Genomic DNA, 13739 nt, shown 5'->3' on the forward strand with positions numbered 1-13739 from the left:
ATGAGAATATTTTTATTATTTTTTATAGCCTTTTTTTTAAATGCCTGCGTAGGAGTAAAATTAGAACAAGTATCTCAAGAACAAATAAAAAAAGAATATTTTGAAGATTTTAACGCAAGCAAGGCTTGGTGGGAAAAATATAACAATCAAGACTTAAATAATATCTTAAAAGCTATTATTGATAATAATAAAGACTTAAATATAGCAAGGGTTAATTTTTTAAGTACTTTAGCTAGATATAAGCTTTTAAATTTAGATCTTTATCCTACTTTGAGTGGAAATTTTGGTGCAAATATAAGAAAAAATTTAAACAATGGCACAAAAACGCATAGTTTTTCAAATGGCATTATGTTAAATTATGAGCTTGATATATATGGCAAAATTTCAGATCAAGTTGCTAGTTCTGAATTTTTAGCAAAAGCAAGTGAGTATGAGTTACGCTCTTTAGAGCTTGATACGATTAATTTAGCGATAAATAGTATTTTTGAATTTATTTATTTCAATGATGTAGATCATTTATTAAACAAACATTTAAAAAATCTAGAGCAAATGCTAGAAATTTATACTACTAAACTTAATTATGGAAAAGTTGAATATATAGATCTTTTAAATATTAAAAAATCTTTATTAAACACTAAACAAAATATCATTACAAATTTACAAAATAAAGACTTAACTCTTAAAAATATAAAAGACTTACTGGGTAAAGATGATGAGCATTTGATTAATAAAATGCTAAATTATACTCTTGAAGATTTTTCTTTGCAAAAAATTAATTTTGATATAGAATTAAAAATGCTTGCTTATAGACCACAAGTTCAAGCAAAACTAAATCAACTTATGGCTTCTTACAAGGATTATACAAGTGTGCAAAAAAGTATTTTACCTAGCATAAAAATATTGGGAAATTTAGATGGGAATAATAAGAATATTGATGAGAGTTTTAAATTTTTAATTTTAGGAGGCAATGTCGCCATTGACTTACCATTTTTGGACTTTTATAGAGTAAAACAAAATGTAAAAATTTCTGAATTAACATACCAAGCTCGTTTGGTTGAATATAAAGATGTATTACAAAGAACTATCCATGAATTTAATTTTTGTTATGAAAATGACAAGTATTATAATGATTTGTTAAAATTAGTAAAAAATATCAATATTAATCAAGAAAAAATTACACAGCTATATTTAGAAAAATATGAATTAGGTCGCAGTGAACTAAAAGATTATCTTGATGCGGACGCTTTGCTTATAAATTCACTCCAAGAGCTTAGCAGAGCAAAGCTATCTTTGCTTAAAAATATTAATTTATATCACAATATTGTTTTAATTTCAGAGTAAAAAAGACTAAAAGTGTTTCATTTTGTAATATTATAAGAAAAGAGTGTTGTTTATTTGCGTTGTTTTAAAGTCATTTAGAATACAATTGATAAATAAATCAAACAAAGGAGAATTATGAAATTTGATTTTTATGCAACGCTAGTTACTATGGTTATAGTATTGCTTTTAGGCGTATTTGTCATTAAAAGGGTAAAATTTCTTCGTGATTATAATATCCCTGAGCCAGTTGTTGGTGGTGGGATTGCTGCGATTATTCTTTTGATCTTACATAGTTTCTTCTCATTGGATATTAAATTTGATGAATCTATGAAAGATCCTTTAATGCTTGCATTTTTTTCAAGTATTGGTTTGTTAGCTGATTTTGCTTCTTTAAAAAAGGGTGGAAGAAAATTAGCAATTTTTTTAGTTGTTGTTGTTGGCTTGCTTTTTGCACAAAATATAGTTGGCATAGGTGTGGCAAGTGCTATGGGGCAAAATCCACTAATGGGACTTATAGCAGGTTCTGTTACAATGAGTGGCGGTCATGGAACAGGTGCAGCATGGGCAGCTGAATTTATTAAAGAACCTTATTTTTACTCTAGTGCAACTACTGTTGCTATTGCTTGTGCTACTTTTGGGCTTATTTCAGGTGGTATCATAGGTGGGCCTGTTGCAAGATATTTAGTCAATAAATATAAGTTAGTAGTTCCAAAGCAAAATGATGATAAAGATGCGATTTTAAATTTCCAGTCTCCAGAAAAAGAAAGACTAATCACACCTTCTTCTTTTATAGAATCTTTGGCATTAATTGCTTTATGTTTATTAATAGGTAGTGCTTTGTCTACTTATATTAAAACAAATACAGGTTTTACTTTACCAACTTTTGTGTATTGTCTTTTTGTAGGTGTGGTTTTAAGAAATGTTTTATCAGCTACAAAAATTCATCATGTATTTGATAGAGAAGTATCAGTTTTGGGTAATGTAAGCTTATCTTTATTTTTAGCTTTAGCTCTAATGACTATTAATCTTTGGGATTTAGTAACTCTTGCACTACCGATGTTGGTAATTTTAGCTGTTCAGGTTGCTATGATGGCTGCTTATGCTATATTTATCACTTTTAGGGTATGTGGAAAAGATTATGACGCAGCAGTTTTAGCAGCAGGGCATTGTGGTTTTGGTTTGGGCGCTACTCCAACAGCTATGGTAAATATGCAAACTGTAACAAATCACTATGGTATGAGCCATATGGCATTTATTATTGTACCTTTAGTGGGTGCGTTTTTCATAGATATAGTAAATGCTTTAGTGATTAATGCTTTCTTGTATCTACCATTCTTTCATTAAAATCATCTAGCACTAAATTGGTGCTAGATTAAATTTTCTTATCTTTACTTTTGCACAAATGATTTAAAAAACACTCTTTGCATAAAGGATTTTTAGCTTTACATGTATAACGCCCAAAAAGCACCATAGCTTGATGAAGATAGTTTAGATTATCTTTAAAAATTTTAGTTAAGTCTTTTTCGGTTTCTTCAGGAGTTTTGGCTTTGCTAAGATTAAGTCTATGCGAAACTCTAAATACATGGGTATCTACAGCCATGCAATTAGCCCCGCACCATTCTATCATCACTACATGTGCAGTTTTTTGTCCTACACCTGCTAGAGTTTTCAAATCTTGCTCGTCCATTGGAATTTCACCATTAAATTGCTCGCAAACTGCTTGAGCCATTTTGATTAAATTTTGTGCTTTATTATTATAAAATGAGCAAGAATTAATCAAAAGTTTTAAAGAAGATAAATTTGCCTTAGCTAAATCTTGCACGCTAGGGTAAGCTTTAAATAAAGCAGGTGTGATGAGATTAACCCTTTTATCAGTACATTGAGCTGAAAGCATAACACAAACTATAAGTTCATAAGCATTACTAAAAACTAATTCTGTTTTTGCTTGTCCAAAATGTTTTAAAAATAATTCTTTAATTTCTAAATTTCTTTTCATAAACTTATTGTATGTTAATCGGCTTTAAATAAAGTTTAGATATAATAAAATCAACAAAACTATTTCAAAGGAAAAACAATGAAAAAAATTTCTTTAGTTGCTGCGACTTTATTAACAGGTTTGAGTTTAAATGCTGCGGTGGTTGCAACCCTTGATGGAAACAATATTAGCGATACAGAAGTAAATGAGTTTTTTGCTCCTATGTTAAGAGGTGCTAAAATCACTGACTTACCAGCTGAACAAAAAAAAGCAATCATTGATCAATATATCATCCAACAACTTGTATTAAAAGACGCTAAAGCTCAAAAAATAGAAAATGATCCTTCATATAAAGAAGAATTAGAGCGTGCTAAAGAAGCTATCATGGTAAATATCTATCAAAAGAAAATTTTTGATTCTATCAAAAATGATGATGCTAAGGCTAAAAAATACTATGAAGCAAATAAAGATAAATTTACTAAACCAGCTCAAGTAAAAGCTAAGCATATTTTGGTAACTAGTGAAAAAGAAGCTAAAGATATTATTGCCGAGCTTAGTAAGTTAAGTGGAAAAGCTTTAAATGATAAATTTGCTCAACTTGCAAAAGAAAAATCAATCGACAAAGGTTCTTCGGCTCAAGGTGGTGATCTTGGATGGTTTGCTGAATCAACTATGGTAAAACCATTTGCTGATGCAGCTTTTTCTATGAAAAAAGGCACTATTTCTAAAACACCAGTAAAAAGTGATTTTGGATATCATATTATTTTAAAAGAAGATGCTAGAGCGAAAAGTACTATGAGTTATAATGAAGTAAAAGCAGGTATTGAAAGCAATATCAAAATGGAAGAATTTAAAGAACTTATGAATAAAAAAGCTCAAGAGCTTCGTCAAAAAGCAAAAGTGGAATATAAATAATGGGTGTATTAGATCTTGTCAAACCAGGTGTTTTAAGTGGCGATGATCTAAATACCGTATATAATTATGCAAAAAAAGAAGGATTTGCTATCCCTGCGGTAAATGTCGTGGGGACAAATTCTATTAATGCGGTTTTAGAAAGTGCTAAAAAAGTTAATTCACCTGTGATTATTCAATTTTCAAATGGTGGAGCTAAATTTGTAGCAGGAAAAGCTTGTCCAAAAGCTGATGTGCTTGGTGCTATAAGTGGTGCAAGACATGTGCATTTAATGGCAAAAGCTTATGGAGTTCCAGTAATTTTACACACAGATCATGCTGCTAGAAAATTACTTCCTTGGATTGATGCTTTGATTGAAGCAAATATTGAGTTTAAAAAAGAAACAGGTAAGCCTTTGTTTAGCTCTCATATGATTGATTTAAGTGAAGAGGATTTAGAAAGTAATCTAGGCACTTGTGAGAATTATTTAAAACAAATGTCTGAGCTTGGAATTTCTTTAGAGCTTGAGCTAGGATGTACGGGTGGTGAAGAAGATGGAGTGGATAATACTAATATTGATAATGCAAAATTATACACTCAGCCTGAAGATGTAGCATTAGCTTATGAGAGACTTTCTAAAATTAGTGATAGATTTTCAATTGCAGCTAGTTTTGGTAATGTACATGGAGTATATAAACCAGGAAATGTGATTTTAAGACCTGAAATTCTTAAAAACTCTCAAAATTATGTAAAAGAAAAATTCAATCTTGGTGATGATAAACCAATCAATTTTGTTTTCCATGGTGGCAGTGGTAGCGATATAGAGGATATCAAAGCAGCACTTAGCTATGGTGTAATTAAGATGAATATTGATACAGATACACAATGGGCTTTTTGGGATGGTGTTAGAGAATATGAGCTTAAAAATAAAGCTTATTTGCAAGGCCAAATTGGTAATCCAGATGGAGAAGATAAGCCAAATAAAAAATATTATGATCCAAGAGTATGGCTTAGAGCGGGCGAAGAGAGTATGATCAAACGCTTAGAATGTGCTTTTAGTGATTTAAATTGTATCGATAGAAACTAAGAGTTTTATAACTCTTAGTTGATTTTCCTGTGAAGATTTTAAATTTTTAGAGTAAAATTAACAAAGGTTTATAAAATGGAAGTTAAAACAACTGATGATTTTTCTGATCTTGTATTGCCTGAGGGAAAAGGTAGTACAGGAATTGTTGCTTATTTAAAGATTATTTTTATCCCTGCTATATTGTATATTTTAGTGCTTTTAGGGTATTTTGGAAAGATTGATTTTAAAGTAGAATTACATAGTGTTGTAATGATAGGGATTATTTTTTTAGTGGCTTTGATCTTTGCTAGACATAGTGCTGATTATGCTTCAAGTATTTTTGAGCAACAAAAAGATGAGTTTAAGCTTATATTAAAACGCTATATTATGAAGCATTTTTTAGTTATAGGTAAAGAAACAAAGTCAAATGCTAGTTTTGATGATTTTGCATATGCTTATGTAAAAGATTTAAGAAATGAAAATTTTGCTTCTGTGGGTGCAGCTATTTTTCCTATGCTTGGTATTTTAGGAACTTTTATAAGTATAGCCATGTCTATGCCAAATTTTAATTCAAGCGACACAGCAGGCTTAGAACAAGAGATTTCAGTTTTATTAAATGGAGTAGGAACAGCCTTTTATGTATCAATTTATGGAATTTTCTTAGCACTTTGGTGGATATTTTTTGAAAAATACGGTAGTAGTAAATTCCAAAAACTTCTAAATCGTCAAAAAAACGCAACAAGCGATTTTTTTTGGTCTAAAGAAGAAATTGATAGAAAATACCTTCAAGAAAGTTTGCAACATTTTGAAAAAATAGGCACGATTTTTGAACATGTAAGCAATGAGGAATTTTTTAAAGAACTAGATAATACAATAGATAGAAAATTCAAAGTTTTTCAAGAACTTGTAAATGCTGAAGAAAAAGCTGTAAGATTAAGCAGTGAGCATGTAAAACAAACTATGAGTGATTTATCTAAAACCCAAAGAGAGCAAAAAGATATTGTTAAAACTTATAGCGAGATTGCAAATGCGGTAAATATGTTAAATTCAAACATAAAAGATTTAACCTTAAGAATTTCAGAGCAATATAATAGACTTTTAGATGTGAGTTCAGATAAGATTGTGCATTTAGATAAAAGTGTGAGTGCTTTAGATGAAAAGGTAAATAATTTTTCAAATAATATTGAAAAATATCAAAATCTTATGCTTGATAATCAAACTAAGCTTTTTGAAGGCTTTAGGGCAAGTATTATAGAGGGTATGCATACTTTTAAAGAAGCTTATGAAGATGAAAAAAATATTGACGAAAAAATTTCACTAATGCAAGAATTTAAAGAAGAAAGCAAAGAATTAGATGAGCAAACCACACAAGTTATTGCAAAGCTTGAAAATCAAAAAGAAGATGAAAAAATAGATGATAAAAAATAATTCTAGCAATGAAGAAAATAATTTTTGGATAGCTTATGCAGATTTAATGGCAGGCTTGCTTTTTATATTTATTTTGCTTATTGGAGCTATAGTTGTTAAGTATGTTTTAACTCAAAGTGATTTACAAATCATAAAAGAAAATTTGCAAAAACAAGAAGAACGCTTAAGAGAGAATAAAGAAGAATTAAATCAAAAAGAAGATATTTTAAAAAGTCTTAGCCAAAAATTAAGTAATACCTCAAGTACGCTTGATAATATCAGCAAACAAAAACAAGCTTTAGAAGCTAATATTACTAAACTTAATCAAGATTTAAATTCAAGTTTAGATGAAAAAGATCAGCAAATTTTTGCTTTACTTGAAAGATTAAATAAAAAAGATGAGGAAATCAAAGAATTAGAGCGTAATTTTGATGAGGCGAAAAGCAAAATCAAAGAACTAGGATTAATCAAAGAAAATACTATCAAAAATCTTCAAGCAAAATTTGATACTAATATTACCTTAGATTCTAATACAGGCGCGATAGTTTTACCTTCTGAAGTGCTTTTTGATATAAATTCTTTTACTCTAAAAGCTCAAGCAAAAGAGAATTTAAAGGCAATTTTAACACAGTATTTTGACAATATCTTAAAAGATGAAAATATCTTAAATAGTATAGAAAATATAGTCATAGAAGGGCATACGGATAGTGCAGGCTCTTATATATATAATCTTGATTTATCACAAAAAAGAGCTTATGCTGTGATGAGTTTTATACACTCATTTTACAAAGATCCAAGATTGCAAAAACTTTTAATGGCAAGTGGTAGATCTTATTCTGATGTGATTATGAAAGATGGTAAAGAAGACAAAGAGGCAAGTCGTAGAATAGAGATTAAGTTTAATATCAATACAAATAATGCTTTAGAAAAGGTTGAAAAATACCTTGATAGCAAGTAGAATTGATGTTTTAAAATACAAAGATTTTGAATTTTTACTCAAAAGAGATGATTTATTAGGTTATATTAATGGAAATAAGGCTAGAAAACTAGCCTTTTTTGAAAAAAATAAACATTTATTTAAAAAAGGACAAAGATTTATTTCTTTTGGCTCCTCTCAAAGTAATGCTTTAGTTGCTTTAGCTAAGTTTTGTTACGAAAATGATTTTTTGCTTATTTTTGTTTGTGAAAAAATGAGTTCTTTTTTAAAAGAAAATCCCCATGGAAATTTAGAATTTGCATTAAAACACAATGTGGAGTTGATAGAAAATATAAATTATCCCACAAGAAGACTGCAAGCTTTAGCCTTGAAAAAAGATGATGATATTTTTATAGAAGAGGGTGCGGCTATAAAAGAAGCTGAATTTGGATACCAGCAACTAGCCTTAGAGCTTAGTGAGCAGTTAAGTGAAAATGTAAGTATTTTTTTACCTTCAGGTACAGGAACTTCTGCGGCTTTTTTGGCTAAACATAGTAAATTTAAAGTTTTTACATGTGCTTGTGTGGGCGATAGTGCATATTTAAAAGAGCAAATTTTAAGCTTAGAGCCAAATTATGATTTTGGTAATTTAACCATATTAAATTCACCTAAAAAATATCATTTTGCTAAGCCTTATTTAGAATTTTATGAGCTTTATAAGGATTTAAAAAAAGAATGTGGAGTGGAGTTTGATTTGCTTTATGATATGGTGGGTTTTAAAACTTTATTAGCTCATAAAGAGCAATTTGGTAGAAAAATCTTATATATCCATCAAGGAGGCCTTGAAGGAAATATAAGCATGTTAAAGCGTTATGAGTATAAATTAAAAAATTCCAAAATAAAAAATCACTAAAATAATCAAAGGTATAATAAATTTAACATAATAATACCATAGTTTAAAAATACTTCCTTTTAGGATATTTTGATTGGAAAGTTCATAAATAGCATCTTTTTTAAGCACCCAACCTACATAAATACAACAAAAAAATGCGGTTAAAACAAAGAATATATTTCCACTAATAAAATCAAAGCTATCAAAAATATTTTTTCCCTTGATGATAGTAATATCTCTTAAAGGACCATAAGTAAGTATGCATGGTAAATTTCCCAAAACAAAAATACTTCCAAGTGTTAGATTGATAGCAGTATTTTTAGCTAGTTTAAATTTTTCCTCCAAAACACTAATGATTACTTGATAAATTGGCAAGCTTGTAGTAAGTGCAGCGATGATTAAAAGTAAAAAGAAAAACACGCAAATTATACTTCCAAAAGGTATATGTGAAAATGCAACAGGTAGGGTTTTAAAAACCAAAGATGGCCCACTATCAGGGGTTAAACCTACGCTAAATAAAGCTGGGAAAATCATAAATCCAGCAAGCACTGCTATGAGAGTGTTTAAAATTCCTGTATAAACAGAAGTTTTGATTAAATTCTCATTTTTCTTAAGGTGAGATGATAAGGTTATCATTACACCAAAACCCAAAGATAAGGCAAAAAATACTTGCCCTAAAACATCTATAAACAATTTGGGAGTGATTTTAGAAAGATTAGGAGTAAGGTAAAATTTCACACCCTCGCTTGCTCCTTCGAGAGTTAAATTGCGCGCAACAACAACCAAAAGACAGATAAATAAAAATGGCATAAGGTATTTTACTGACTTTTCTATGCCATCAATCACACCTTTTTTTAAGATAATCCAATTAATTATCACAAATATAGTAGTAAAAATTCCTATTAATAAAGGATTATTTTCTATAGTAGAGCTATAAAATTCGCTTGTATATTGAGCGTTAATGGGACTTGAAAGATTAAAATCGCCTATGATAATTTTAAAAATATAAGCTAAAACCCATCCGCCTATTACCATATAATAAGCCATGATTCCAAAACTTCCCAAAAGTCCCATATAGCCAACACCTTGCCAAGAATTAGATATTTTAACTCCATCGCTTGTTTTTCCGCCAAAAGCATCGACTGAATTTAGCATTCTGCGTCTTCCTATGACATTTTCGACCAAAATCACAGGAATTCCTATAAAAATCATAGCTATACAAAATGCCAAAACATAAGCACCGCCTCCATTTTCACCCACTAAATATGGAAAACGCCAAGTGGCTCCAAAACCAATAGTCGCTCCTGCTACTGTAAGGATATAAGTTAGCGTATTGCTCCAAGTTTGTCTTTGCATGCTTTTTCCTTGTTAAATTTAAATAAAAAATATTTTAAGATAAAAAATAATACCATTATGCCAAATTTTTATTTATTTTTTTATCAAATTAAAGGAAAATCCATGCAAAAAAAGAAAATTTTGTTTTTAGGTGCAGGATATGCTACTTTATCGGTTATAAAAGCCTTACCTGATGAGTTTTTTGAAAAAGCACAAGTGAGTTTGATTAATAACAATTCTTATCATTATCATACTATTTTACTACACAAAGTAGCTTCAAATGAAGATATTTATAGTTCAAAATATGATCTTTTACCTTTATTAAATCCAAAAATCAACTTTATCCAAGATGAAGTTTTAAAAATTTCTAAAGACAAAGTTTTTACTAAAAATAATGAATTTGACTTTGATATTTTAGTATGTGGGCTTGGTTTTGCGAAGGAAACTTTTGGTATTAAAGGTATGCAAGAATATGCTTTGAGTATAGATAATTATGAAAATGCTTTAAAAATTAATGAAATAATATATGAGAAAATAAAAAATTACAAAACCACCCAAAATGAAGATGATTTAAAAATCGCAGTTTGTGGTGGGGGTTTAAGTGGGGTTGAATTTGTAGCTTCTTTAGCTAAAGAGCTTAAAATATTTTGTCAAAAAGAGCAAATTTCTTATGAGAAATTAGAACTCTCTATTATTGAAGCTATGGATCAAATTTTACCTATGTTTGATAAAAGTTTGGCTCTAAAAACAAAGCAAAGACTAGAAGCACTTGGTGTGAAAGTATATGAAAAATCTAAAATTATAGAATGTGAAAAAAATGGTATAAGGCTTGATGGGGGAGAATTTATTAAAGCTAATACTATCATTTGGACTGCAGGAGTTAGAGGTAATAGCGTTATAGAAAATAGCTCAGATTTTCCAAGCACAAGATCGCGTATAGAAGTAGATGCTTTTATGCATCCATTAAATGTTGAAAATTCATCAAAATACTTTTTTATAGGCGATAATAGTTTATTTAAAAACCCTAAAACTAACACTCCATATCCTCCAACAGCCCAGCTTGCATTAAGAGAAGGAGCTTATGTGGCTAAAGCTTTAATGGCTATGATTGATGAGAAAGATTTTAAACAAGAATTTTCTTTTGTGAGTGGAAATACCGTTTGTTCAATAGGAAGAGATTATGCAGTTGGCACGGTTTTACATAAACCAATTAGTGGTCTTTTGGCAATAAAACTTAAAATTTTTATAGAAAAACTATGGCAATATCAGCTTGAAGGATTGAAAGGTTTTTTGAAATAAAATTAATTTTAAATAGAGTCTTTTTAAGGAACTCTATTTAAAAATTCATTTGCATCTACATAGCCTATAACGCGTCCTTTTTCTTCACTTTTGTTAAAAAATATCATCACAGGAGGCCCAAAAACTCCAAATTCTTTCATAAGAGCTAAATCTTCTTGGCTATTATGTGTTACATCTGCTTTTAAAAGTGTGTAATTAGCAAGTAAATTTTGTACTTTAGCATCTGTAAAAGTATATTCTTCTAAGAGCTTGCAGTTTTCACACCAAGCGGCTGTAAATTCAAGCATAACAGGTTTGGTAGAATTTTGTAATTCTTGCTCAAGCTCTTTTAAATTTTTAATGGTTTTAAAACTTAAACTAGGGCTATTTTCTTTTGAAGTAAGGTTAAACTCAAGAGGTTTTAGTAAGCTTTTTGAACCCATTGAGCCGCCTAAAATTAGGCTTAAACTATAAGCTAAAATTAAAATCATACTTGCTTTTTTAAATTTATCAAAATTAGTTTTAGCTTCATCAAATAAACCCATAAAACTAACAAAAAATACCCCTATAATTCCATAAAGTATCAAAATGATATTTACACTAAGTATTCTTTCTAGCATCCAAACTGCCATAATGAGCATGATAAAACCAAAGAAAATCTTTATCTTAAGCATCCAAGCCCCACTTTTTAAAAGATTTCCTCCAAGACCTATTAAAAGTAAAGGCATGCCCATACCAAAACTCATCACAAATAAAGAAAGTCCTCCTAAAAATACATCGCCACTATTAGTAATATAAAGCAAAGCCCCTGCTAAAGGTGCAGCCACGCAAGGTCCTACAATAAGAGCTGATAAAAAGCCCATGATAGCTATACCAAAAACCCCGTTTTTGCCTTCTATTTTTTTATTGATAAAATTTTGAAATTTAAGTGGCAGTTGTAATTCATAAAAGCCAAACATAGAAAGTGAGAGCAATACAAAAATACCTGCAAAAGTAATGATAATCCAAGGTTGTTGTAATAAACCTTGCACATTAGCTCCTGCAAGGCCCACTAAAGCACCTGCTATAGCATAAGCTAAAGACATAAAAAAGACATAGATAAAAGATAAATAAAAGCTATGTTTTTTAGATGGTTTGTCTTTGAGTTTCATTGCGATTAATGATGAAAGAATAGGTATCATTGGTAAAATACAAGGAGTAAGTGCTAATAATAAGCCATAACCAAAAAAAGTTAAAAGTGTGATAAATATATTTTGTGTGCTTAAATCATTAGCAATTTGCTCATCTTCGTTTTGCTTTTTAAATTGATCTTTAGTGGATTTTATAGTATAAATTCCATTTTGTTTATTAAGTTCATAATTTACATATACAGGACGATAGCATAAACCTTCTTCTGAGCAACCTTGATAAGCTAGGGAAAGTTTTGCTTTGTTATTTTTAACAAAATCATCTAATAATAATTGAGGTATGAAAAGTTCAAGTTGGCTAAAGATTACTTCTTTGTTTTCTCTAGTTTGAGTTTGTGGGAAATTTAATAAAGAAGTAATGTCATTAGAGTCTAATTCTACTTTGATTTGATCTTTGTAAAGATAAATTCTATCTGCAAGATTGATTTTTAAAAAAATTCCTTGATTGTTGCTATGGGTATTGAGTTTAAAAGCTTCATTGAGTGATAATACTCCATTATTAGCAAAAGATAAATTGAAAAAAATAAAAAATACCGCTAAAAAACGCATTTTTCTCCTTGAAATTGAAAATTAAATTTGTTTTATTTTACTTATTTGTGGTAAATTTAAGTTAATAATTATCCTAAATTAAGGAGTTTGTTGTGGATAAGGATAAATTTACTCTTATTAAAGTGAAAAAATCAACACTTGAGTATGAAAGCGAGCTTAGAAGATTACAAATTGAGCTTTTAAAATTTCAAAATCATGTCAAAGATAAAGGATTAAAAGTTTTGATTTTAATTGAAGGGCGTGATGCAGCAGGAAAAGGTGGTGCTATTAAAAGATTAATTGAACATTTAAATCCTAGAGGTTGTCGTGTGGTAGCACTTGAAAAACCAAGTGATGTGGAAAGAACTCAGTGGTATTTTCAGCGTTATGTGACACATTTGCCTGCAGCAGGAGAGATAGTAATTTTTGATAGATCTTGGTATAATAGAGCGGGGGTGGAACCTGTGATGGGTTTTTGTACTCCAAATGAGCATAAAAAATTCTTGCGCGAGGTGTCTTCTTTTGAAGAAATGCTACTTGATAGTGGAATTTTGTTTTTTAAATTTTATTTTTCAGTTTCCAAACAAGAGCAAAAAAGGCGTTTTGAGCAAAGGAGAACAGATCCGCTAAAACAATACAAACTTTCTGTTGTTGATGAAAAATCACAAGAATTATGGGATAAATACACTCTAGCCAAATATTCTATGCTTTTAGCTTCTAATACACCAAAATGTCCTTGGGTGATCATTAATTCAGATAGTAAAAAGAAAGCAAGGATAAATTTATTTAAATATCTACTTAATTCTTTAGAGTATCCAAATAAAATTAAAAATAAGTATTTTAAATATGATAAAAAATTAGTCCGTAGCGGTGAGGAAGAAATTCGTAAGATGGAACTTAGTTTAAATGATGAAAAACTTAAAAAATTTGATAAAAAATAAAG

Annotated in this window: 12 protein-coding genes; 9 read left to right on the forward strand and 3 right to left on the reverse strand. The window is 29.5% G+C overall.

Going from position 1 to position 13739, the window contains the following annotated elements; all coding sequences use genetic code 11:
- Both L8W40_RS00880 and gltS read left to right on the forward strand, forming a co-directional pair.
- Positions 1 to 1341, forward strand: coding sequence for a TolC family protein (locus L8W40_RS00880; protein ID WP_133318820.1), 1341 nt, complete (start codon positions 1 to 3; stop codon positions 1339 to 1341).
- Between the two features lie 114 nt (positions 1342 to 1455).
- Positions 1456 to 2664: a sodium/glutamate symporter gene (gltS, locus tag L8W40_RS00885; protein ID WP_133318821.1), complete on the forward strand. Its 1209-nt coding sequence runs from the start codon at positions 1456 to 1458 to the stop codon at positions 2662 to 2664.
- A 28-nt stretch (positions 2665 to 2692) separates the two neighbouring features.
- Here gltS and nth read toward each other — a convergent pair whose 3' ends face one another.
- Complete coding sequence (gene nth, locus L8W40_RS00890) at positions 2693 to 3316, reverse strand: endonuclease III (RefSeq protein ID WP_133318822.1); 624 nt, start codon at positions 3314 to 3316, stop codon at positions 2693 to 2695.
- 78 nt (positions 3317 to 3394) lie between these two features.
- Here nth and L8W40_RS00895 point away from each other — a divergent pair, with 78 nt between their 5' ends.
- The 5 genes from L8W40_RS00895 to L8W40_RS00915 all read left to right on the forward strand — a co-directional run bounded on the left by L8W40_RS00895 (position 3395) and on the right by L8W40_RS00915 (position 8489).
- On the forward strand, positions 3395 to 4210 hold the full coding sequence (locus tag L8W40_RS00895) for a peptidylprolyl isomerase (protein ID WP_263664431.1): 816 nt from the start codon (positions 3395 to 3397) through the stop codon (positions 4208 to 4210).
- Positions 4210 to 5274 carry a class II fructose-bisphosphate aldolase gene (gene fbaA / locus L8W40_RS00900; protein WP_263664432.1) on the forward strand — a complete coding sequence of 355 codons (1065 nt, stop codon included), beginning with the start codon at positions 4210 to 4212 and terminating at the stop codon, positions 5272 to 5274. Before L8W40_RS00895 ends, fbaA begins: the two co-directional genes overlap by 1 nt.
- 75 nt (positions 5275 to 5349) lie before the next feature.
- Positions 5350 to 6681, forward strand: coding sequence for a MotA/TolQ/ExbB proton channel family protein (locus L8W40_RS00905; protein ID WP_039626332.1), 1332 nt, complete (start codon positions 5350 to 5352; stop codon positions 6679 to 6681).
- On the forward strand, positions 6668 to 7618 hold the full coding sequence (locus L8W40_RS00910; RefSeq protein ID WP_263664433.1) for an OmpA family protein: 951 nt from the start codon (positions 6668 to 6670) through the stop codon (positions 7616 to 7618). Before L8W40_RS00905 ends, L8W40_RS00910 begins: the two co-directional genes overlap by 14 nt.
- On the forward strand, positions 7605 to 8489 hold the full coding sequence (locus tag L8W40_RS00915) for a 1-aminocyclopropane-1-carboxylate deaminase/D-cysteine desulfhydrase (protein ID WP_263664434.1): 885 nt from the start codon (positions 7605 to 7607) through the stop codon (positions 8487 to 8489). The genes L8W40_RS00910 and L8W40_RS00915 overlap by 14 nt, the downstream gene beginning before the upstream one ends.
- Here the strand turns inward: L8W40_RS00915 and L8W40_RS00920 are convergent.
- Positions 8460 to 9824: a sodium-dependent transporter gene (locus L8W40_RS00920; protein ID WP_263664435.1), complete on the reverse strand. Its 1365-nt coding sequence runs from the start codon at positions 9822 to 9824 to the stop codon at positions 8460 to 8462. The genes L8W40_RS00915 and L8W40_RS00920 overlap by 30 nt on opposite strands.
- A 102-nt stretch (positions 9825 to 9926) precedes the next feature.
- Here L8W40_RS00920 and L8W40_RS00925 point away from each other — a divergent pair, with 102 nt between their 5' ends.
- Entirely contained in the window at positions 9927 to 11102 is a 1176-nt protein-coding gene (locus tag L8W40_RS00925) for an NAD(P)/FAD-dependent oxidoreductase (RefSeq protein WP_263664436.1), read from the forward strand.
- Positions 11103 to 11125: 23 nt separating this feature from the next.
- On the opposite strand, the gene dsbD is transcribed toward L8W40_RS00925, so the two are convergent.
- A complete protein-coding gene (dsbD, locus tag L8W40_RS00930) occupies positions 11126 to 12817 on the reverse strand; it encodes a protein-disulfide reductase DsbD (protein ID WP_263664437.1) in 1692 nt (563 codons plus the stop codon).
- A gap of 77 nt (positions 12818 to 12894) precedes the next feature.
- On the opposite strand from dsbD, the gene ppk2 reads away from it, so the two are divergent.
- A complete protein-coding gene (gene ppk2 / locus L8W40_RS00935; RefSeq protein ID WP_220567128.1) occupies positions 12895 to 13737 on the forward strand; it encodes a polyphosphate kinase 2 in 843 nt (280 codons plus the stop codon).
- Positions 13738 to 13739 lie beyond the last annotated feature (2 nt).

It is taken from the genome of Campylobacter sp. IFREMER_LSEM_CL1846, from assembly GCF_025772105.1.
GTDB classification, from domain to species: domain Bacteria; phylum Campylobacterota; class Campylobacteria; order Campylobacterales; family Campylobacteraceae; genus Campylobacter_D; species Campylobacter_D lari_D.